The sequence below is a fragment of the Thiocapsa imhoffii genome, assembly GCF_016583985.1.
Taxonomy (GTDB): Bacteria; Pseudomonadota; Gammaproteobacteria; order Chromatiales; family Chromatiaceae; genus Thiocapsa; species Thiocapsa imhoffii.
This window is the reverse complement of sequence record NZ_NRSD01000002.1, coordinates 309,806-331,158: the sequence shown is the minus strand read 5'-3', so window position 1 is coordinate 331,158 and position 21,353 is coordinate 309,806. Positions and strand designations below refer to the sequence as shown.

The following is a 21,353-nucleotide window of genomic DNA, read 5'->3' as shown; positions in this document are numbered from 1 at the left end:
GCCGCAGGCCCAAGCGCGAACCTGGATCCGGCAGGGAATCACTGCGCGCCATGGACCCTATCTGGACACTGAAACGCCTGGAGTGACTGCGGGTGCGAATCCAGCCCGTGCCGTGTTCGAGCGGGGCCAGGCGGACTCAGCGGCGCGTTACATAGGCCCGCACCGCGTCCTTCAATTGATCGAAGCGACCGCGCAAATCGGTCATCGCCTCGTGCACCTCGGGCGAGCGTTTCACGTCATTGGAGAGGCGCTTGAGCATGGCGGCGTACTCGCGCCGCCAGTCCTCCATTCTCGCAATGAGGCGCTCGAGTGTTTCATCCGGGCGCGTGGATGGATTGGGTTGATCATAGCCAAACTGGTAGTCCACGATATCCTCGGTCACTTCGCCCTTGAAGAGACGATGGAGCTCGACCCGGATGCATTTCGCGCTATAACTGAAACGCCCGTCCTTCTCGAGTCGCCGCACGCTCATCTTGATTTGGGTCGACTCCAGCATCCCCAAAGGCGCATGACGCGCCGCGCGCCGCACGAAATCGTGGTCTTCGGCGAGACGCAAGGATTCGTTGAATCCTCCAACCATCTCAAAGAGGTCACGGTCGACAAAAATGGCGAAGCCTCCGGCATGCGGGTCCACCTCAAGACTCAGTTTCACGAACTGGTTGGCCAATTCGAAGAGCAACTGATCGAGTGGATGATCCGAATCGGGTGTGAACCGACAGGTGGCGAGGCGCAGCCCTTGTGTCGCCATTTCCGCGAGCGCCTGCTCCATGAAATCCTCAGGTGGCAGGACATCGGCGTCGAAGAAGAACAACCGCTCACCACGTGCCATCGCCGCACCACGATTGCGCCCGACCGCCGGCATACCGCCCGTGGTCAGAATGACCCCATGCTCGCGACAGATCTCGCGGGTCCCATCGGTCGAGCCGGCATCGGCGACGATGGTCTCGAAATCCTGACAGGTCTGCCGCGCCAGGCGGTCGAGCAATCCTGGCAGCAGCTTTGCCTCATTCAGGGTGGGAATGATCACGCTGGCGTTCATGCATGTGCCTCACTGGGTTCAGGCTCATTGAGCGCGCTCGCCAAGAGCGCGAGATAGACCGACTCAGACAACGCGAAACCGCCCGTGCGGCACACGGATGCGTACCAATCAGCGCTCGCTTTCAGCGTCCGCTTCTGACTCTCGTAGTCCACATGGATCAAGCCGAAGCGTTTGGACAGACCCAACGCCCATTCGAAATTATCCAGGAGGCTCCAGACGAAATAACCACGCACGTCACTCCCACCAGCGATCGCTCGATTCAACATGAAGAGGTAGGCCTCCAGAAATTCCCGCCGTGACGCATCACGCACCCGCCCATCCGCCTCGACCCGATCGTGGAAGGCCGCACCGTTCTCGGTGACGAAGACGGGGGGATTGCCGTAGCGCTCACGCAGCCAGGTGAGGGTGTCGAGTAGTCCACGTGGAAAGATCTCCCAGTCCATATCGGTATGACTGGCGTGCGGATCGGGGCTGCGCGCGAGTCGAACGCTCAACCAGGGCAGGACGCCTCGCTCAATGATGATCCGCGCATAGTGATTGACACCGATGAAGTCGATGGGCTGCGCGATCAACTCCAGATCACCCGGGCGCAGGGTCCAGCCGAAGAGTGACAGGATCCGCTGCAGAAACGCGGGATAGCGCCCCGTCAGGATTGGGTCGACGAACAGTCGGTTCACCAATCGATCGATCCGCTCGGCCAGCCGCAGGTCCGCGCGTGTGCGCGCAACGACCGGAAAGAGATTCAGTGCCGGCCCGATCTGGGCAGCGGGAACCCGATCGCGCACCCGTTGCAGCGCGGCACCATGCGCCAAGAGCAGATGATGGACAACCCGCAACGCGAGCATCAGGTTGCGCCGTCCTGGGGCGTGATCGCCTGAGAGGTAACCGGCGGTCACCACGGTCAAGGGTTCGTTGACCGTCACCCAATGCTGAACGCGATCGCCGAGCCGGCGCGCGACCACCTCGGCATAGTCAGCAAAGCGCCAGACCGTCTCGCGCGACCCCCAGCCACCCTGCTCCTGTTCGAACCACGGCAGATCCCAGTGGTAGAGTGTCAGAAACGGGGTGATCCCGCGTTCGAGCAGACCGTCGACGAGACGATCATAGAAGTCCAGGCCAGCGGGGTTTTCTCGACGCGTCGGCGCACGGATTACGCGCGGCCAAGAGACCGAAAAACGGTAGGCACCCATACCGAGCGCCGCCATGAGATCCAAATCCTCGCGGTAGCGTCGATAATGGTCACAGGCGACCTTCGCATGACTGCCATCCCGGATGCGCCCGGGTTGCGCCACGAAGCGATCCCAGATCGAGGCGGACTTCCCGTCGGCGTCGGCCGCGCCCTCGATCTGAAAGGCCGCGGTCGCGGCTCCCCATTGAAAACCAGCAGGAAATTGGATGCGCTTCACCTTGGCGAGGGCCTCGTCAAAGCAGGTGCGACAGTCCAGCACACCACACTCGGTCCATCCGCCAAGTCCCTTCCACACCAGGGGGGGCCAGGTTGGCCGCCCGCGAACCCAAATCCCCCACGGCGCGGCAGACAGACACCGGACCTGATGCTCATGATACCATTCGCTTGATGAACAGCGAGGGGGGCGTCTAAGCGGTGCGAGCCACCCCATGGATCAGTGAAACATTCGACAGGGTTATCATGGAACCCTTAGACCCGATCACGGATCTCTCGAAACTGACGCAGCGTATTGGTCGCACGCACCTGCGTCAGCGCCTTGGCTTGGAACAGGACCACGAAGTCTTCGTCTTGCGCCGCCCGGGGGCGCATTTTTTCTATCCAGAAAATTGGTACTCGATCCATGGTGTGATTCGTGCCTGTTTGCGCGTCAGCGGACTCTATGGCCGCGCCCAGCGCAATGCGCGCCAGCTTCAGGTGAAACAACACCGCGTCACCATCCCCCGGCTCCCCGCGGCATTCGATGGCTATCGCATCCTGCATTTGACTGACTTGCACGTCGATATGGACAGCGAGAACACCCATGCGATCGCGCAGGCTGTTCGCGGACTCGACTACGACCTTTGCGTACTGACCGGCGATTACCGCGCACGCACGTTTGGGCCGATCGACCGGGTGTTAGCCGGGATGGCGACTATTCGCGTGCATCTCCAGGGACCCGTGTACGGGATCCTGGGGAACCATGATAGCTTGCGATTAGTCCCCGGTCTCGAGGAGCTCGGCATTCAGCTGCTCCTGAACGAATCCGTCATGCTCACGCGCGCTGGCGAGGTTTTGCACCTCGCCGGAGTCGACGACGCACACTACTATCAGGTTCACAATATCGATCGGGCGACCGCCCACATTCCCGAGACGGCGGTCGCCATTCTGCTCTCCCATACCCCCGAGATCTATCGTCTGGCGGCCCATGCCGGCTTTGCCCTCATGCTGAGTGGACACACGCACGGCGGCCAGATCTGCTTGCCGGGTGGCATCCCGATCGTTTGGGACGCGCGCTGTCCGCGCGCGATGGCCGCGGGCCCCTGGCGCTACGGCGACCTGATCGGTTATACCTCGGTCGGCGCCGGCACCTCGGTGGTCAACGCACGACTGAATTGCCCCCCCGAAGTGACGGTGCACGAATTGCGACGCGCCTGAGCCCTCGCCATCCGATGAGCACAACAGGTCTCGAGGAGACAGGCAGGAGCGAGGCGATTCCAGGCTCGGATCAAGCCGCGGATCACCACCCTCGTCGCAAACCTTGCAGCCACCGCGCCACGGGCGTCAGCGCGAGGTTGATGACGGTAAAGCCAACCACGACCAGCGCCGCCTGACCGTATGAAAGCCCCATCGCTGAGCGGATCAATATCACGGGAATCAACGACTCGGGCACCTGATCCAGTAAGGCGGCTGGCGCGCTCGACGGTTTACCCAGGCGACGCTTGAGGTAACTGGAGAGGATGTCGCCGAACATCGCACCGAGCGCGACGATCAGGCCCACCGTCCAGGACAAGCCGAGGAGCAGCGCGACCAGTGGCGTCAACACCAATGTTGCTACGACGCCACGCCACGTCTTGGAGCGCCCCAGCAGCGGGCGTCCGTCGCGCAGCAGCCATCCGGCATCAAGCGGAGAGGCCAGCCGTGATCCCAGCAACAAGGCGGCCAGAACTGGCGCTGCATTGGCACAAACCACCAGGGCAAATGTCTGCAGGACCGCGAACATGATCAGACGATCAGGCCGCGCCGAGACAACCGCGATCGGCACACCCCGGATCGCCCGCGTTGATCAAACCCCATCCTGGATTGGGTGAGGATGCCCGCATTCAGATCGTGCGCCCGAGATCGACCTGCTCGGTGCCGTCCATAAGCATGGCAAACTGATCGCCGCTGATCTTGATGAGGTGCTCGTGATCGCCTGATTCGAAGTAGACCTCGTGCCGCCCGAGCAAGCGCTGATCAACCAAGGTTCGCAATTCGTAGGCAACCCCGATCGGCGGTACGGCACCCGGCTCACAATCGGGAAAAAGCCCCGTTAATTCTTCTTCCGTCGCCAATTGCACGGGTTTTTCGACCAGCGCCTGGATCCGCTCAAGATCCACCTGATCGTCGCTCGGGACCACCACGAGGATGTAGGATCTTGCGGCCCGGAACACCACCGCCTTCGCCAACAGATCACTCGGCACGCGTGCTGCTGCAGCCGTTTCCATGCTCGAACCGGTATGGGCGTGCTTCACCAGTCGGTATTCGATGCATTGTTCCTTGAGGTAGCACTCAAGTGTCTTTGCAATGGACAAAGGTCTCTCCTGCGTCGGCTGGAACCAACCGATAGTCTAGACCTTTTGACACGAGAAAAGGCAGACTCATAGGCAGCATGGACCAGACCGGTGGGCTGATGTTGGGGTCTGTTGAGCGCGCCGGTGGCCCTGCAGAGGGCCTAAGCGGATCAGGCCGGCAAGCGTTCGTTCAGATGCGGCCGGAGGAGTTCGAGCATGGCTTGGTGCACGTTCAGGTTCCCCGCCACCAGGTTGCCTGTCTCGAGATACGTCTTCCCACCCGCCAGATCGGTGACGGTTCCGCCCGCCTCCTGCACGAGCAGCGCCCCCGCGGCACAATCCCACTGCGCGAGGCCGATCTCCCAGAACCCGTCGGTGCGGCCCGCCGCGACATAGGCGAGATCAAGCGCCGCGGAACCGGGACGCCGCAACCCGGCGGTGGCCATCGTCATGTCCTTGAACATGCCAAGATAGGCATCGATGTGACGCTGGTTGCGAAAGGGAAAACCGGTTCCGATCAACGCGCCTTGAAGTGAAGGGCGACTGGCGACACGCAGGCGCCGATCGTTCAGTTGCGCGCCTTGTCCGCGCGCGGCGGTGTACATCTCCTCGCGCAATGGATCATAGACCACACCACACTCGAGCCGTCCTTTATGCAGCAATGCGATGGAAACCGAGAATTGGGGGAATCCGTGGAGATAGTTGGTCGTGCCATCGAGCGGATCGATGACCCAAAGCCAATCTCCCCGGCCCTGCGCGCCGCTCTCCTCGGCGAGGATGGCATGATCTGGATAGCGCGCGCGCAATTCCTGGATGATGACGGCCTCGGCACTGCGATCGATCTCGCTGACGAAGTCATTGTGGCTCTTAGACTCGACCTTGAGCAGATCGACCCGGTCGAGGTAACGGATCAAGAGCTTCCCCGCGCTGCGCGCGGCACGGATGGCGATATTCAGGCTTGGATGTTGCATAAGGTGCACGATAACCGATGCGCGTCATGATTCAAAGATTGACAATGTAATCATCTTCTGAAGAACTTGCACTCCCATGACTGAGCCACTGACAACCACACTGACCCGCATCCGCTTCGTCCTCGTCGAGCCCAGCTTGAGTGGCAATATCGGAGCAACGGCCCGCGCGATGAAGACCATGGGCCTGTCGCGTCTAGAACTGGTCACACCGAAACAGGCCCTGGATGCCGACGCCTTGGCACGCGCCTGCGGCGCCGATGACGTGCTGCAACACGCCGGCATCCATCCGGATCTCCCATCGGCACTCGCGGGCTGCCGCCTCGTGATCGGCACCAGCGCGCGCCGACGAACCCTGGAATGGCCGACACTCGACCCGGCGGAGTGCGCGCGGGAGTTGATCAGGGAGGCTGCGGCCGGTGAGGTGGCGCTCCTGTTCGGGCGCGAAAGCTCGGGGTTGACCAACAACGAACTCGCCCGCTGCCACCAACTCGTTCATATCCCAACCAACCCCGAGTTCAGTTCACTCAACCTCGCGGCGGCCGTGCAGGTTTTCGCCTATGAGATCCGCCGTTGCGTGCTGAGCACCCGTCCCGTCGAACCGAACCCCGGCACCCGCGACCTCGCCACCGCCGATGAACTCGAGGGGCTGTTTCAACACCTTGCCGAAACCTTGGTGACCATTGGTTATGGCGATCCCGAGCACTCGCGCAAGCTGATGTTGCGGCTGCGCCAATTGTTCAACCGCGCCCGCCCCGATCGAGTCGAACTCAACATTCTGCGCGGCATTCTCAGTGCCGCTCAAGGTCGCAAGCGAGCACGGCAATCCGCGCCCAACGCCGCGGACGGCACGCCCCCGAGCGCGCTCTCGCCACCCGAGACCTGAACGCTCTTCGCGGAGGCTTGCTTTCCATGTTTGATCGACTGAAGGAAGATATTGCGTGTGTGTTCGAACGCGATCCCGCGGCACGCAATGGCTTCGAGGTCCTCACCACCTATCCCGGGGTCCACGCCGTTCTGATCCACCGCCTCACGCATCGTCTGTGGCGACGGAATTTCAAGTGGCTCGCGCGCCTGCTCTCGAACGTGGCCCGGCTCTTCACCGGGATCGAAATCCATCCCGGCGCCGTCATCGGCCGACGTTTCTTCATCGACCACGGCATGGGCGTGGTCATCGGTGAGACCGCCGTGATCGGTGATGACTGCACCCTCTATCATGGTGTGACGCTTGGCGGCACGACCTGGCAGAAAGGGAAACGCCATCCGACCCTTGGACGCGATGTGGTCGTTGGCGCGGGCGCGAAGGTGCTGGGTCCACTCCTGATCGGAGACGGCGTGCGGATCGGCTCGAACGCGGTCGTGATTAAATCGATTCCGCCCGGCGCCACCGTTGTCGGCGTCCCGGGGCGCATCATCGAACCGCCCCAGGACGCGGCGTCGCAGCGGCGCGCCGACACGGCCAAACGGATCGGTTTCGATGCCTACGGCGCCACCCGTGATGCACCCGATCCCGTTGCGAACGCGATCAACCGCATGCTCGACCACATCCACCATATGGATCAACGCATGGAGCGCATGTCACAAGCACTGGAATTGAACGGAATCATGGAGCACTTTGAACACGACCCAACCCTCGACACCCTGGAAATACCACCCGCGACGGATGTCCTGGACACCGACATGACCCCAGTGCGCAAGCAGGACTGAGGATCGCGATGACGAACAGGCTGCCGCGGCGGCATCGCCAGCGCGATCCAAGCGCCTCTTAGTCACAAGAGCCGCATGGATTAATTGATCACCCTTGTCGGGTAACGTATCATTGCCCAATGCAACACCAATACAGAGCAAGTGAGACGTGAGACTGACAACGAAAGGCCGCTATGCGGTGACCGCGATGCTCGATCTCGCCATTCACCAGGGGCATGGACCGATTGCCCTGGCTGACATCGCGCAACGACAAGGCATTTCACTGTCCTACCTGGAGCAACTGTTCGCCAAGCTCAGACGCCGCTCCCTGGTGACGAGCGTGCGCGGACCGGGCGGTGGCTACAACCTGGCTCGCCAGGCTTGTGACATCCATATCGCCGAGGTCATCGCGGCGGTGGACGAAAACGTCGACACCACTCGGTGTGGTGGTGCGAACAACTGCCAGAACAACGGACCCTGCCTGACCCACGATTTATGGCACGATCTCAGCGATCGCATCTATGACTACCTCAACCGCATTAGCCTGCAGCAATTGGTGGACCGCCGAGACGAGCATCCCGGACGTACCGGCAACAGTTGCTCAGCGGTCGACGTGAAACTCGGCATCGGGCGGGTCGGCGCCAACGCCTGACGGGACATCCTCGGGAGCGGGTCACGGCCGCGCATGCGGTTGTCCATGCTCACCCCTCCCGGCTGACGCGCCGAGTGCGGAGCGAGTCGGATCAGGTCGTCTCGCCCGAACCTCGGGACAGCGTCCCGAAACGTCGCGAATCATCCTTTGAATTTTGCCCCGGCTAGACTAGGATGATCCTGCTGCTGGATTGTTCGAGGCACAGAGGCATTGACGAGGATCTTCGCCGTTCCCCACGGCCGTCGCAATTACTTCGACCTGTTTGGCCTGCCGACTGATTTTGCGATCGATGCGAGTGCCCTCGCGGCGGGATATCGCGATTGGCACGACACGACGCGCCCTGATGCGGGTGACGACGACAGCATCACGCCAGGACTCCGGCGCGGCTTGAATGAAATCGAACGGGCCTACCGCACCCTTCTCGACCCCATCGCACGCGCCGCTCATCTCGTTGAACTGCTCGCCGATCCGGCTCATGACCCCGATCGTCAGACTCGACAGCATGCCGACCTCATCACTGAACTCGAGCTGCGCGAGTGTCGTGTCGAGGCCTCGAATCGGCCCGACGCGGCTGCCGAAGTCGCCACGCTGCTAACCAGTCTCGCCGAGCAGGCCGCATCACTCGAGAAAAAGCTGCAGCACCTGCTGGCCGAACCCTCGCGACAGAATCTTGCCGCGGCCTGCGAGGTTCTGCGGACATTGCGCCATGTCGAGTCCCATCAACGCGAGGCCGCGGGGCGGGGGGCTCAGTAACCCCCCGATCCTGAGCGACCGCGCGGCCCTCAGCACTGCTCCCAAGGCAATCCCCGGAAACGCCAACCGCCGAGGCTGCTGCGATGATGTTGGTCATCGAGATCGCCTTCGAACCCTTCATCAACGTGATAGACGGCCTGCAGACCATCCTCGATCAGCGCCTTCCCCGCCTCGAGCGAGCGCTTCCCGCTGCGGCAGATGAGAATGACCGGCGCGCAGGGGCCATCCGACTCGCACACCGCGCCACCGAGCAAGAGTTTGCGAATCTCGGTGACGAAATGGGGATTGACGACCCAATCGGGTTCATCGATCCAGGCAACATGAACCGCCCCTTTCGGGTGTCCCACAAAGAGAAATTCCATTGAGGAGCGAATATCGACCAGCAGCGCTTGAGGTTGCGCCGCGAGCATGTCGAAGGCCTCTTGCGGCGTCAACGCTCTGGGATGATCATGGTTCACGTGGTGGCTCCTCGTATGGTGGTTGTGATCCGGAAACGACAATGATGTGACGAACCAAGACCTGAGAGTGTACTGTGTCGGGCGCCGTGGAGCCCATCCGTTGAGAGATGACGCGCCCTGGCGCAGGGGCAACATCCCAGAGGTGGAACAGCCGCCGATGATGCGGGTTCCTCTCCTCATGTCGTGGAGTCAGTCAGAATCTGCACTGGGATGCACGCCCCCCCATATCGAATCATCACCGCGCTGAACACCGTGAGACGGTCTCGAGGAGAACACATTGAGGAAGCCCGCGAACCCCACCCAACCATTGGGAGATCATGGGATCAAGGACGCCCTCGCGAGCGGCGTTGTCCGCTTGATGGCCCGGTTGCCATTACGCCTTTTGCAGCGCCTGGGCATGCTGATCGGCGCACTGATCGCCGTTTGGCCCAACAAGCAGCGTCGCAATGCGCTGTTGAACATTGGACTCTGTTGTCCACAGCTGGACCACGCGAGCCAGCAACAACTGCGCAACCGAAATCTACGCGAATTCGGCAAGACCTACCTGGAAATCGGCTATCTCTGGCTGCGGCCCGCCGCAACCGTGCTGAGCCTCGTGCGCGAGGTCCGCGGCGCTGAATTGTTGGAACGCCGCAACGGTCGGGGCTTGATCGTCCTCTCCCCGCATCTAGGCGCTTGGGAACTCGCTGGTCTCTACCTGGCCGCCCAAGGCCCGACAGCGATCTTTTACAAGCCACAGAAGTATCTGGACGATCTCATTCGTGCCGCACGCGCGCGCAGTGGAGCCGAATTGGCACCGATCACGGCCAAAGGCATCCGCGTGTTGGTGCAAGCACTCGAACGTGGTGAGTTCGTTGGCATCCTCCCCGATCAGGAACCCAAGGCCAACAAAGGCGCGGTCTTCGCGCCATTTTTCGGCATCCCCGCCTTTACGATGCTGTTGGTCAATCGACTCGCGCGCAAGACCGGCGCCCCCGTCATCTTCATGTTCGCCGAACGTCTCGCGGCGGATCAAGGATTCCGGATGCACTGCTTGCCCGCGCCGGAGGGAATCGACAGCGATGACGATCTCGCGGCGGCCACGGCTTTAAACCGCGGCATCGAGCAGTGCGTTGCGACCTGTCCGGAACAGTATCTCTGGCCTTACAAACGCTTCAGAAAACGTCCGAACGGGGAGGCACCGATCTATCTTGGGCCATACGACGATCGCCAGACCCTCGAGCGGATCGATCGGCTGCGAGAGCAGCTGAGATCATGATCCCAACCCGTGCTAGAACGGCGACGTGGGCACAGCTGGTCGGATCCGAGGCCGTGTGATCGAGGGGGAATGGATGACTGCGGGGTGAGTGCGGCGAAGCGGCATCATACACATCCTTGTGCATGAACCTCTGCGTTCAACCTGCGTGACCAAGCGCGCAGGCCCTCTTCGTCAGGAGATCTGATCGGTTGCGGTCTCGGTTTGACCGAGGTTGTCGGTCCAGGTGATCTCGACTGGATCACCGACCTCGCCACCCGTGAATTTGAAAGCCAGGTAGGGATTCCGCGAGACACCACCGCTCCAGTTCGCGGTCATGACCACCTCGTCCTTGAGTTTACAGACGACCTCTTGGATGAAGTGCGCCGGAACCAGCTCGTCGGTCTTGCTATCCTTGCGCAAGCCGGTTTCCATGGGATGGTTCATCAAGCACTTCACTTCGGTTTCACCGTCTTTGATCCGGGCGCGGATTCTGATATCGGACATGGTTGTTTACCTCGGGGTTGAGTCTGTTCCAGATGTACGGGAGGTTCTCCGAATCAGCCGCCGCAGCCGCCGATCGTCACCTTGACTTCCTTCGCATTGCTGAAGAGGCCATCGCCGGTTTGAACGACCGCAACGACATCGGATGTCCGTGCCATCTTGATCCGGGTCGACACAAAAGGCATCGCTGACTCACCAAGGTCGAAAGACGCAATCAGAGGGGTCTGGTTCTCGCTCGCGACGATCGCGATCGACTTGACTCCATCCAGATCCATCTCGACCGTCACCGGCACCACGGCGCCATTCTCAGCGATGTCAGGGGCCTTGATCTTGATCGCGTCGTTGGTCTCGGTCGCATCCGAGCCCATGAGGCTGCTGAGTGCGTCAGGCAGGCTCTTCGCGCTGAAGGCGGCCTCGTTCCAATTGGCTAGCACCAGACTCGGCGACAGAATCCCGGCGCCAACCGCGACACCAACTGAACCCGCGGCGATTGAACCCTTCAGCAGGATTCGACGTTTTGCATCGATCATGGATGATCTCCTTTGGAGCATGGGTGGATTGAAATGCGATCTGCATCGCTCGCATACGAGCGGCCGCCGGCTGACTCCGACCGGACGCCACTTCGGGTCAAGGCAAGGTGAGAGACCGGACAGCAGTCTCTTGAGGATCCATCTTCAGGCCGCGCAACCGTGTTCAACCGGATAGGTTCTCGGCATCTTGACCCCGTTTGGGACCATGTCACCGAGAACGGTGGGATCCTCCACATCACCTTGATCTTATTCTTCTCACGATCGTCTTCTTGTGTCGGTTACGGGCGATGCGGCCATCCTAGGGGCGGGCGCTTTCCCGACACCGGTGCAGGGAATAATGGTACCGCACTCGGCAGCGAACTGGAACGGACTTCAACGCTGATCAGGGTGAAGCCGCCCGCAACGGCTGGTTGCCTCGGCGCTGTTCCTCGCGTTCTTCCTCACGCCAGAGATCGAGCCGCGCTTGAATCTGCGCGGCATCATGGTACGGAACCTCGCGGCGCCGTAAGGCCAGCTCAAGCTGCCGAATCGCTGGCTCCAGGTCTCCCTCGACATAGAGCTTTTCGGCCCGGAAGCGATCGACGGTGGCTTGGTCGCCGGCTTGCGTTGCCGCCTGAACGATCTTGTCGTAGAGCATCGCATTGCCCGGGCGCAAACGCACAACGGACCGCAATTCACTCACCGCGCGGGCTGGCTCACCAGCGGCGAGCAAGGCATCGGCGTAGGCCACGCGCAATGGCCATTGGCTCGGAAAGAGGCTGACCGATTGGCGCAAATGTGATAAAGCCGTCTCTCGCTCTCCCAGGGACACGTTGAGTTCGGCATCGAGAATGATGAACTCCGCCTGACTGGGATGCCCTGCAAGCAGTTGATCAGACTGATTTTTCGCATCTCGGAAACGCCGCGCACGCTGCAAGGCCAGGGCATAACCGTACCGTTCGGCAACCTCGTCGCGGAAACGCCCTTTACGCAGGGTTTCGTTGAAATGCGCAACCGACTGTTCGGCCCGTTGATACGAGCGCTCGCGCAATTTGGCGCGCGTCAGCAAAAATCCGAGACTATCCGGGCGTTGCCGGGCCCCGAAACGCTCGGCACGGCCGAGCGAATCAGCGATCCGCTCGGCCGTGACGGGATGCGTGCGCAGGAATTCCGGGGCGTTTGTCTCATAGACACGCGTCGCCTTCGAGAGCCGATCAAAAAACCCCGCCATGGCAAATGGGTCATGACCGGCCCGTGCGAGGGTCTGGATGCCAATTCGGTCGGCTTCGCGCTCGTTCTCACGCGTGAAGTTGATCCGGCGTTGAATCGCGGCGGCCTGGACCCCGGCCACGGCTGCCGCACCGGCGTCGGGTGAGACTTGTGCGCCCAAGACGGCGGCGGCAATCATCAAGGCCATGGTCGGAATCCCGAGTCTGCTCTGATCCTCGAAAGCACGCATGAGGTGTCGCTGAGTGACATGAGCGACCTCATGCGCCATCACCGCCGCCAGCTCGCTTTCGGAATTCGCGGCCAACACCAGACCACCATAGACACCGATATAGCCGCCCGGGCCGGCGAAGGCATTCACCGTTGGCTGATCGATCAGAAAGAAGGTGAAGCGACCAGCCGCGGTCTCGTCAGCCTCGACCAGACTCCGCCCGAGCGTCTCGATGTAGTCGGAAGCGAGTGGATCATCCCAGACCGGCAGCGCCTTGCGGACTTGGCGCATGAACACCTTCCCCAAGCGTGCCTCGGCGGATCGGGTCATGACCCGATCCGCCGAGCTCCCCATGTCCGGGAGCCGAATGTCCGGGAGCCGATCGATCTCGGCCGCCGCACGGCTCACGAAAGCCAGCAGGAGCAGCAGCAACAGGGCGCCACGGACACGAATGAATAGGGTTCTGATTCTCATCACTCGCTGAGACGCATGACGGGGTGATGGAGTTCCATTCGCGATCGTCACCCTCAATTCAATTGGATGCGTTGGCCCCAGGGCACCTGTGCGCGACCCTTAACCAGCCAGATGACCGGAAACACGGGCTCGGCAGTCGGGAACTCGCCATGCGCATCGGTGAAATAGACGAGCAGATCCGGGCGCAGTCCCGAACGCTCAACCCAATCGAAGACCGGTCGGAAGCTGGTCCCTCCACCACCGCCGATCCGGGCTGGGAGCCTGAACGTATCCCAAGGCTCGAACCAGAAGGGCGCGCCGTCGCAGAGTGCCGCGTCGCAGGGCAAGAGGGTCACGCGGGCGCGAATCTGGCCCTTGAGTGCATCGATCTCACCGACGAACTCCGCCAACTCCGCCTCTTTGATCGACCCGGAGGTATCGACCGCCACGATCAACTCGATCCGATGGCTACGCAAGCTCGGGAGGATGAAGTCACCCGGTCGCCGTGACGGGCGTGCATAGCTGTAGTCCTCGCGCGCAACGGACGTCATGTAGCGCGCCAACAGCATCCGCCAGGGAAGCCTCGGTTGCAAGAGATGCTCGAGCAGGCGCGCCATCTCAGCGCCGAGTTTTCCCGCTTGTTGCGCCTGCAGCGCCGCACCCGCCAGCCGCTGCTGCCACTGCACCGCCAGGGTCTCCTGCTCCTCGGCGCTGAGCGGCGGGGGCGCGGTGGCCAAGCCGGACCCCTGCTGTCCCAGTTGACCCTGCTCGCTCCGCAAGGAGGTCTCAGGATGGTCCGCACCCGCCCCTTGGCCGCCGGCCTCTTGCGGGTCTTGTTCCTGTGTCTGGCCGTCTCGCTCCAGATCCCGCTCGGTCATGCCGGCGCGACTGCCGCCCTCGTGCTGGTCTTGATCGTAGGCGTGCCTGTCGAGTGTTTCCGATTCATCCTGCTCGGAGATCAGCGGATAGATCTCCTCGGCCGTCATCCCCTGGTAGGCTGGCATCATCAACGCATTCGGCGGTGGCGTGAGTCCGTCGTTGATCAGCAGCGGATTGATCGCATAGTCGCAGGCAAGATCCCAACGGTGTTTCACGCGATGCTGGCGCCGGGCAAAGTGCGACAAGGCGCAATGCAACGCCTCGTGCGCGAGCATGAACTGGGTCTGATTCAGGCTCAGGCTGCCGATGTAGTCGGGGTTATAGTAGAAGGCACGCGCATCCGTCGCCGTCGTCGGGCACCAATCGGGATCAGAGGCATGCATCGGCAGACGCATGACCAAGGCGCCCAGGAACGGCTTGTCGAGAATCAGGCGGGTTCGTGCCGCGGCCAACTTGGTTTCGATGGCTTGCAGAGCGGCGCCAGACCAGGCATCGCGAGCCCGTTTCGGTTGCGCATCACTCATAGAGCATGACATCGGCGACGACCTGCGCCCAGGACGCGAAGGCAGGGACGGCGAAGAGTCGGTCGCCGACCGCACGGTGCAGGTCCGATACCAACATCACCCCCATCTCACGTTGCGGAAACCGCTCTGCATACGCCAGGATGTGGCCGATCATCTCCTCTCCATCCGAATGCCGCAGGGCACGGATGGCACGACCAACCAGTGCGGCCGCCACCGCATACTGAAGATCGATTTCCCGCGGCACCGGCACTTCAGCACCGGCCAGAATAGCATCGAGGTCGGGCATTTGATCCAGACTCTGCACGAAGGCGGCCATCTCGATCCCGGCGGCGGGACCCACGCAGGCCTGCAGGGTGCCCTGCAGCAATTCCGGCGTGTCCTCGAACTTTTTCAGACAGCGGTGTGCGAACTCCCAGGAACGCGGCGAGGGAAAGGCAACGGGATTGTGCGCCGGGTCGAAATCGAACAGCAGTTCCGGGCGAAAGCGGAGAAAGCCGATCACGCGCTCATCCACCCCGTACTGATAGGCCCAAGCCACCCAGTCATCGAGATGCGTGTCGACCTCGAAATGCGAAAAGCGGTTGGCGAGTGGCGCGGGCATGCTGTAAGTGACACCGCGATCACCCTGGCGATTCCCGGCGGCGAAGATCGCCCAGTGTTCCGGCACACAGTATTCACCCAGTCGGCGATCCAGGATCAACTGGTAGGCCGCGGCGGAGACGGCGGGCGGTGCCGAGGTGATCTCATCAAGGAACAGGATCCCGGCACGTCCGTGGCGCTCGGTATCGGGTAGGGTGGCCGGCACCGCCCACTCGACGAGGGGGCCATCCCGAAAGGGAATCCCCCGCAGGTCGCTGGGCTCCATCTGCGACAGTCGGATGTCGATCATCGGCACCTGATGATTGGCGGCGATCTGCGACACCATTTGAGATTTTCCCACACCAGGTGGGCCCCAAAGCATCACGGGGGTGTGATGGCCCTGGGCAGTACTTGCGAATTCGCGCTCCAGGACGCGAAGCAGCTGGGATGGACGCATGGCGTTAAAATGTTCCTCATCGCTCTTGCAGCGGTCGATGGCGCGGACGACTCTCATTCAGTCTGAGAGAAAAAGTGGGATTTCGACGTCAACTTCACAAGACATGCCCGCGCGAACCTGGCCAGTGGCGGTCCAGCATGCGCGATCGCCTTGTCAAACATAAGAAAAACGCTGTATTCTAATGTCCCTTCTCAGCCCGATGCTTCCTGCAAGGGTGAGGGCTAGGCTCCACCTAAAAGACGAGAGGACACGGGATTCGCATCCCGCCAGACTGTTCGAACCAGCGCGAAGGCAGGGCACCGTCAGGTGCTATCCTTCTGCATGATTCTTCCACAAAAAGAAAGTGCCCGGAGATCTGACATGAACCAGTTCTACTACGATGCCGTCACTAAGATGGAACAACTCGGCGTCGATGACGAATATATCCAAGGCTGGCAGTGCGGTTTCCTGCAAAATCCCAAGCGCGAGGAGCAGCGCCTTACCGAGCCCTACGAGGCCGGCTACAGCGACGGCGAAGCGAAGAACACCGACAACTTCGAGAAGTGGGTCAAAGGCTAAAGCCCGATCTGTAAGCAACCAGCAAGGCGGGCTCCCCGCCTTAACCAATCGGGTCCGGGTTGGGACATGGGTCGGACATCGACGATGAGCACAGCCGCTCGAGTTCGGTAGCCAGTGCCCCCTCGTCCTGACCCAGCACTGAAGCGAGGGATCCTGAGCGTCCGTTGAGGCCCAGTGCGATCAGCACACGGGACTCCGCAGCGCGTCCTCATCGGCATCCGAGATGCTGGCACTGCGCGCCTGCAACCGGGTGACAGGGTGTGGAATCCAACAGGTTGGAACGGATTCAAACCGCTCTGCTCGCATCAATCCATCATGGGCTGATCTCACCGTTCACTCGCGTAGTATTGCGCCAAGGCCCCCAGGTCATCGTCCGAGAGTGCTTCGAGGGCCTCACGCATCTTCGACGGCTGACGAATACTGGTTGGGCGGTCCCGGAATGACTCCAGTTGAAAGAGCAGATAGATGGGCCATTGCCCGGCGATGCGGGGGGTATCCCGGTCCTGATGACGGCCCCCGTCCTGATGGCATTCGACGCACGCGTGCTCATGGATCGCACGCCCCTGTTCCACGACAACCCGGTCGAGTTGCACGTCGGCGGACGCCCAGGTCTGCGCCGCGAAGTAACTTGCCATTCGCCGGATCTCGGCCGGGCGATAGCCGGTCATGATCCGACCCATGATCGTGGATTCGCGCTCGTCCTCGCGAAATTCCTGCAGGACGCGAATCAGATACTGACGATCGAAACCGGCAATCGTCGGGGCCGCCGGCCCCATGCTGACCCCGTTTGGACCATGACAGCCGTGACAGGTCTCGGCCAACATCCGTGCATCGGCCAGATCGGCATGCGCTACGGTCGGGCCCAGAAAGCCAACCAACTCGCTCGGATTCAAACTCACCCACTTGGGCTCAGACACACTCGCCGGTGTCATTCGCTCACACGACTGGCCTCGCTAGGATGCGTTTGCTCGGTTGCGGTCAGGCTCAACCGCCCCCGGAAACCGCGTCTCGGATAGCCCTGAGCGGCGGGCGAATCAGCAACGGATAGGTCGCGATCGTTCCGGCCAACCCGATCAGCAGGGCAGAGCCCAAGACGCCGAACAGCCACAATGACGGGTTGAAGGTGAGCGTGAGTCCAAACAACTGCTCGGCCAGGAGCCAGCCGATCAATCCCGCGAACACCGAGGCAAGCGTCCCCGCGATGAGTCCCGCCGCGGTGAACTCGACCGCCAGGCTCGTCAACAGCGCGCGGCGCCCAGTCCCCAACGTCCTCAAAATGCCATGTTCACGCTGCCGCTCTTCCAAACTGGCTTGAATGCCCGCGTACATGACCAGCAAACCCGCCGCCAAGGTGAACAAAAAGACGTACTCGATCGCCATGGCACCACGGTCGACGACTTGGCGGACCTGCGCGAGCAAGGCGTCCACATCCAACACCGTGACACTCGGAAATTGCCGGACCAACTCGGCGACCAGGCTCGCGCGATCGCGAGGGAGGAAAAAACTCGTGATGAAGGTCGCGGGCTCGGCGGCCAGCACGCTCGGTGAGGAGATGACAAAGAAGTTGACGTTGAAGCTGTCCCAGCGCACCTCGCGCAAACTGGTGACCGGCGCGCTGACCTCGCGACCGGAAACCAGAAAGGTGATCTCGTCACCCAAGCGAATGCCCAGGGTCTCGGCAATCCCTTCCTCGACCGAGAACTGAGCCTGCGCGTCCTCGCCCGACCACCAGGACCCCGCGCGGATTCGATTATCCGGCTGCAGTTGTGTTGCATAGCTGAGGTTGAACTCACGCGAGGCGAGACGCTCCGCGCGCGGATCAGCGAAATCCGACGGACTGACTGAGCGCGCGTTGACCCGAATCAAGCGGCCCCGAATCATCGGATCGATTCTGGTCGCTCCCACATCGGCTGACGCGTCCCGCGGTTGCGCCGACTCCTGGGCAGTCACACCAGACTCCCGCAAGAACTCCTGGAGTGGCTCGACATCTTGCGGCTGGATGTTGATCAGGAAGTGGTTGGGGGCCCCGAGCGGGAGATTCTCTTGCCAGGCGCGCAGCAGATCGACGCGGACCACGGCTAGCAGCAGGAGTGCCAGGATGCCGATCCCCAAACCGGAGATTTGCAGGACAGCACCCGTCGGGCGCCGTGCCAAGGCCGCCAAGCCGAGCCGCCAGACCCCGCGCGCGCGCCCCGCGATCCGCCCGGCAATTCGCACCAGCAGCAACACCACGAGCACCAGGCTCAGGACCGCGCCCAGCACCCCAGCGATCAGTTTCCAGGCGAGTTGGAGGTCCCCCGCCTGCCACACGATCAACAGCGCCATGGCGAGCGCGGCCACCAAGACGGTCAAGATGGCCGAGCCACGGGGAGGGCCGAGGTCGCGACGCAAGGCGCGCAGGGGCGAGACCTGGGATAATTGGAAGAGCGGTGGTAACGCGAAGCCGGAGAGCGCCAACAGACCCGTCGCCAGGCCAACCAGTACGGGCGTCCATGAGGGTGGCGGCAGGTCGGTAGTGAACCATTCGGCCAGCATGAGGCTGAGTCCAAGTTGCCCGAGCCAGCCGATCAGACATCCCACCAGACTCGCGACCAATCCAAACGCCAACAACCGCAGGATGAAAATCCGCATCAGAAGATGATGGGGTGCGCCCAGGCATCGCATGACGGCCACGGCGTCGGTCTGACGCTCGACAAACCGGTGACTTGCCAGGGCGATGGCGGCACCGGCCACCAACAGGGTGACCAAGGTCGCCAGATGGAGGAAGCGGGACGCCCGTTCGACCGCCGCGGCGAATTCAGGGCGCGCATCGGCGGCGTCGATCAGACGCAGATTGACCGGGAGGCTGGTCGCGATCCCGGATCGGTAACGCTCCACCCGACTGGCCTCGCCCGCGATCAAGAGTCGATGCTCGGCGCGACTGGCCTCGCTGATCAACCCCGTCGCCGCCAGATCCGTTTCGTTGATCAGGATACGCGGAGCCATCGCGAACAGGGCTCCAGCACGATCTGGCTCATCGCTCAGGATGGCGCCAAGCCGGAGATTGGTCTCACCCAACGTCACCTCATCACCCAGACGGGCCTCGAGCAAGTGCAACAAGCGCGCTTCGACCCAGGCCTCTCCGGGCGGCGGGCCAGTCGTTGTCGGTGTTTCCGGCGCCTCGAGGCCGTCGCGCACCTGGAGTTGTCCGCGCAACGGATAGGCTGGATCCACGGCCTTGACCTGAACGAGCTGTGGACCCGCATCGCTCAGGACCACGCTGCGAAAGTCGATGAACCGTGCCGTCTCAAGCCCGAGCGCACGCGCCTGCTCGGCGTAGGTCGCGGGCACGGGCGTGGCTGATTCCAGCGCCAAGTCCGCCGCAATGAGCTCACCGCCTTGGCGTGCCATCGCGCCCTCGACCCGGTCGGTGAAGAAGCCGACCGCCGTGATTGCGGCAACCGTCAAGATCAACGCCGAAGCCAGAAGATAGAGTTCTCCGCTGCGCCAGTCCTGATTCAAGAGCCGCAGTGTGATGCGCCAGGTCTTCACGCGCCGGCCTCCAGATGTCCAGCCCGCATGTGCAGACGCCGATCACAGCGCTCGGCCAGCCGCGGATCATGCGTCACCAAGACGAGCGCCGCACCGGCCTCACTGCGCAGGTCCAGCAGCAGATCGATGATCTGCTCTCCCGTGACCTGATCCAGATTGCCGGTTGGTTCATCGGCGAAGAGAACCTCCGGACGTGGTGCGTAGGCGCGAGCGATCGCCACACGCTGCTGTTCGCCACCGGAGAGTTGGCGCGGATAATGCCCGGCACGTGCGGTCAGACCGACGCGCTCAAGGGCCTCATCGGCGCGCTGCGCCGCATCCCGCGTCCCCGTCAATTCCAGCGGCAGGAGAACGTTCTCGCGTGCCGTCAGCGTCGTGAGCAGTTGAAAATTCTGGAACACGAACCCGACCCGTCCGCTGCGCAAGGCGGCGCGCCCGTCCTCATCGAGATCGTCGACCCGTTCACCGCACAACCAGACTTCGCCCGTGCTGGAACGATCCAGCCCCGCGAGCAGTCCGAGCAGGGTCGACTTGCCGGAACCAGAGGCCCCGAGGATCGCGACCGCCTCGCCGGGCAGGATCTCCAGGTCGAGTCGTTCCAAGATGGTCAAGCCACCGCTTGGGCCAGTAACATGCTTCCCAAGGGCGATCGCTTTCGACACGGCCTGAGGCCTTTCACCTGACATGATCCGATTACTCCTACTGACGACTCTCATCATTCCGGGCTTGGCGGCGAGCCAGGACGTCGGACGCGAACCGGTCCTCCTCATCCTCGGCGACAGCCTGAGTGCGAGCTATGGCATTGACCAAGAACGGGGCTGGGTGAGCCTCCTCGAGGCTCGCTTACGCGACCAGGGACTGCCACAGCGCATCATTAATGCAAGCATCTCGGGTGAAACGACTGCGGGGGGAGTGACGCGTCTCGCCGCGTTGCTCGAACAACACCGTCCGACCATCCTGCTGATCGAGCTCGGGGCCAATGACGGTTTACGTGGAATGGCGTTCGAGCGCATCCGTGACAACCTGACTGAGATGATCGCCCTCGGACATGCCGCTGGAAGCCAGGTTGTCCTCGCCTCGGTGCGCTTACCGCCCAATTATGGTGCGGCTTACACCGAGGGCTTTCAAGCCGTGTTCCGGGACATCGCCACCGAGCAATCCATCCCCTTGATCGAGGATTTTCTGGCCGGCGTCGCGCAAGACCGCGCGCTCATGCAAGCGGATACCATCCATCCAACAGCCGCGGCGCAACCGCTGATCCTGGAGAATGTGTGGCCGACCCTAGAGCCACTGTTGCGCGCCGACCGCGGCACCTGAGGAGACCTCCAACCCGCCGCGCCACTCGCGGCACCGGGATTGTGTCTCGGATCGCGCTACAATGGCCGCGGCAGCGATCCGCCACTCGTCTTCCGCT

General features: G+C 62.3%; 22 protein-coding genes. 8 read left to right on the top strand and 14 right to left on the bottom strand.

Annotated elements, in window-relative coordinates; genetic code table 11:
- Positions 1-136 precede the first annotated feature (136 nt).
- Positions 137-1,039, bottom strand: a complete 903-nt coding sequence (locus CKO25_RS03915; protein ID WP_200386606.1) for a glycosyltransferase — start codon at positions 1,037-1,039, stop codon at positions 137-139.
- Complete coding sequence (locus CKO25_RS03910; protein WP_338115063.1) at positions 1,036-2,487, bottom strand: GH1 family beta-glucosidase; 1,452 nt, start codon at positions 2,485-2,487, stop codon at positions 1,036-1,038. Before CKO25_RS03910 ends, CKO25_RS03915 begins: the two co-directional genes overlap by 4 nt.
- 200 nt (positions 2,488-2,687) lie before the next feature.
- On the opposite strand from CKO25_RS03910, the gene CKO25_RS03905 reads away from it, so the two are divergent.
- On the top strand, positions 2,688-3,641 hold the full coding sequence (locus CKO25_RS03905) for a metallophosphoesterase (protein WP_200386604.1): 954 nt from the start codon (positions 2,688-2,690) through the stop codon (positions 3,639-3,641).
- Between the two features lie 82 nt (positions 3,642-3,723).
- Here the strand turns inward: CKO25_RS03905 and CKO25_RS03900 are convergent, their stop codons facing one another.
- The 3 genes from CKO25_RS03900 to CKO25_RS03890 form a co-directional block, all read right to left on the bottom strand.
- Entirely contained in the window at positions 3,724-4,206 is a 483-nt protein-coding gene (locus CKO25_RS03900; protein ID WP_200386603.1) for a CDP-archaeol synthase, read from the bottom strand.
- Between the two features lie 100 nt (positions 4,207-4,306).
- A complete protein-coding gene (locus CKO25_RS03895; protein WP_200386602.1) occupies positions 4,307-4,777 on the bottom strand; it encodes an aminoacyl-tRNA deacylase in 471 nt (156 codons plus the stop codon).
- 149 nt (positions 4,778-4,926) lie between these two features.
- Entirely contained in the window at positions 4,927-5,727 is an 801-nt protein-coding gene (locus CKO25_RS03890) for an inositol monophosphatase family protein (RefSeq protein ID WP_200386601.1), read from the bottom strand.
- 76 nt (positions 5,728-5,803) lie between these two features.
- Here CKO25_RS03890 and CKO25_RS03885 point away from each other — a divergent pair, with 76 nt between their 5' ends.
- From CKO25_RS03885 to CKO25_RS03870, 4 genes are all read left to right on the top strand, one after another.
- Positions 5,804-6,610, top strand: a complete 807-nt coding sequence (locus tag CKO25_RS03885; protein ID WP_200386600.1) for an RNA methyltransferase — start codon at positions 5,804-5,806, stop codon at positions 6,608-6,610.
- Positions 6,611-6,636: 26 nt separating this feature from the next.
- Positions 6,637-7,431: a serine O-acetyltransferase gene (cysE, locus tag CKO25_RS03880; RefSeq protein ID WP_200386599.1), complete on the top strand. Its 795-nt coding sequence runs from the start codon at positions 6,637-6,639 to the stop codon at positions 7,429-7,431.
- 148 nt (positions 7,432-7,579) lie between these two features.
- Positions 7,580-8,062: a Fe-S cluster assembly transcriptional regulator IscR gene (gene iscR, locus CKO25_RS03875; protein ID WP_200386598.1), complete on the top strand. Its 483-nt coding sequence runs from the start codon at positions 7,580-7,582 to the stop codon at positions 8,060-8,062.
- A gap of 210 nt (positions 8,063-8,272) precedes the next feature.
- Complete coding sequence (locus CKO25_RS03870) at positions 8,273-8,815, top strand: molecular chaperone Hsc20 (RefSeq protein ID WP_200386597.1); 543 nt, start codon at positions 8,273-8,275, stop codon at positions 8,813-8,815.
- Between the two features lie 29 nt (positions 8,816-8,844).
- Here CKO25_RS03870 and CKO25_RS03865 read toward each other — a convergent pair whose 3' ends face one another.
- Complete coding sequence (locus CKO25_RS03865) at positions 8,845-9,273, bottom strand: rhodanese-like domain-containing protein (RefSeq protein ID WP_338115062.1); 429 nt, start codon at positions 9,271-9,273, stop codon at positions 8,845-8,847.
- A gap of 277 nt (positions 9,274-9,550) precedes the next feature.
- Between CKO25_RS03865 and CKO25_RS03860 the strand changes: the two genes are divergently transcribed.
- Positions 9,551-10,531 carry a lysophospholipid acyltransferase family protein gene (locus CKO25_RS03860; RefSeq protein WP_207161954.1) on the top strand — a complete coding sequence of 327 codons (981 nt, stop codon included), beginning with the start codon at positions 9,551-9,553 and terminating at the stop codon, positions 10,529-10,531.
- A gap of 171 nt (positions 10,532-10,702) precedes the next feature.
- Here the strand turns inward: CKO25_RS03860 and soxZ are convergent, their stop codons facing one another.
- The 5 genes from soxZ to CKO25_RS03835 all read right to left on the bottom strand — a co-directional run bounded on the left by soxZ (position 10,703) and on the right by CKO25_RS03835 (position 15,850).
- Positions 10,703-11,014: a thiosulfate oxidation carrier complex protein SoxZ gene (gene soxZ, locus CKO25_RS03855; RefSeq protein WP_200386596.1), complete on the bottom strand. Its 312-nt coding sequence runs from the start codon at positions 11,012-11,014 to the stop codon at positions 10,703-10,705.
- 53 nt (positions 11,015-11,067) lie between these two features.
- Entirely contained in the window at positions 11,068-11,541 is a 474-nt protein-coding gene (gene soxY / locus CKO25_RS03850) for a thiosulfate oxidation carrier protein SoxY (RefSeq protein WP_200386595.1), read from the bottom strand.
- 382 nt (positions 11,542-11,923) lie between these two features.
- Positions 11,924-13,432: a M48 family metalloprotease gene (locus CKO25_RS03845; protein ID WP_200386651.1), complete on the bottom strand. Its 1,509-nt coding sequence runs from the start codon at positions 13,430-13,432 to the stop codon at positions 11,924-11,926.
- 53 nt (positions 13,433-13,485) lie between these two features.
- Positions 13,486-14,814 (bottom strand): vWA domain-containing protein, encoded by a 1,329-nt coding sequence (locus CKO25_RS03840; RefSeq protein ID WP_200386594.1) that lies wholly within the window; start codon positions 14,812-14,814, stop codon positions 13,486-13,488.
- Complete coding sequence (locus tag CKO25_RS03835) at positions 14,807-15,850, bottom strand: AAA family ATPase (RefSeq protein WP_200386593.1); 1,044 nt, start codon at positions 15,848-15,850, stop codon at positions 14,807-14,809. Before CKO25_RS03835 ends, CKO25_RS03840 begins: the two co-directional genes overlap by 8 nt.
- Positions 15,851-16,210: 360 nt before the next feature.
- Here CKO25_RS03835 and CKO25_RS03830 point away from each other — a divergent pair, with 360 nt between their 5' ends.
- The gene (locus tag CKO25_RS03830; protein ID WP_200386592.1) at positions 16,211-16,408 is read left to right on the top strand and encodes an Alvin_2107 family globule sulfur oxidation protein; all 198 of its coding nucleotides are present in this window, start codon (positions 16,211-16,213) and stop codon (positions 16,406-16,408) included.
- A 326-nt stretch (positions 16,409-16,734) separates the two neighbouring features.
- On the opposite strand, the gene CKO25_RS03825 is transcribed toward CKO25_RS03830, so the two are convergent.
- The 3 genes from CKO25_RS03825 to CKO25_RS03815 form a co-directional block, all read right to left on the bottom strand.
- Positions 16,735-17,325, bottom strand: coding sequence for a c-type cytochrome (locus CKO25_RS03825; protein ID WP_338115061.1), 591 nt, complete (start codon positions 17,323-17,325; stop codon positions 16,735-16,737).
- A gap of 67 nt (positions 17,326-17,392) precedes the next feature.
- A complete protein-coding gene (locus CKO25_RS03820; protein WP_200386591.1) occupies positions 17,393-19,939 on the bottom strand; it encodes an FtsX-like permease family protein in 2,547 nt (848 codons plus the stop codon).
- The gene (locus CKO25_RS03815) at positions 19,936-20,625 is read right to left on the bottom strand and encodes an ABC transporter ATP-binding protein (RefSeq protein WP_200386590.1); all 690 of its coding nucleotides are present in this window, start codon (positions 20,623-20,625) and stop codon (positions 19,936-19,938) included. Before CKO25_RS03815 ends, CKO25_RS03820 begins: the two co-directional genes overlap by 4 nt.
- On the opposite strand from CKO25_RS03815, the gene CKO25_RS03810 reads away from it, so the two are divergent.
- A complete protein-coding gene (locus CKO25_RS03810) occupies positions 20,624-21,256 on the top strand; it encodes an arylesterase (RefSeq protein WP_200386589.1) in 633 nt (210 codons plus the stop codon). The two genes, CKO25_RS03815 and CKO25_RS03810, sit on opposite strands and share 2 nt — an antisense overlap.
- The last annotated feature ends 97 nt before the right edge of the window (positions 21,257-21,353 follow it).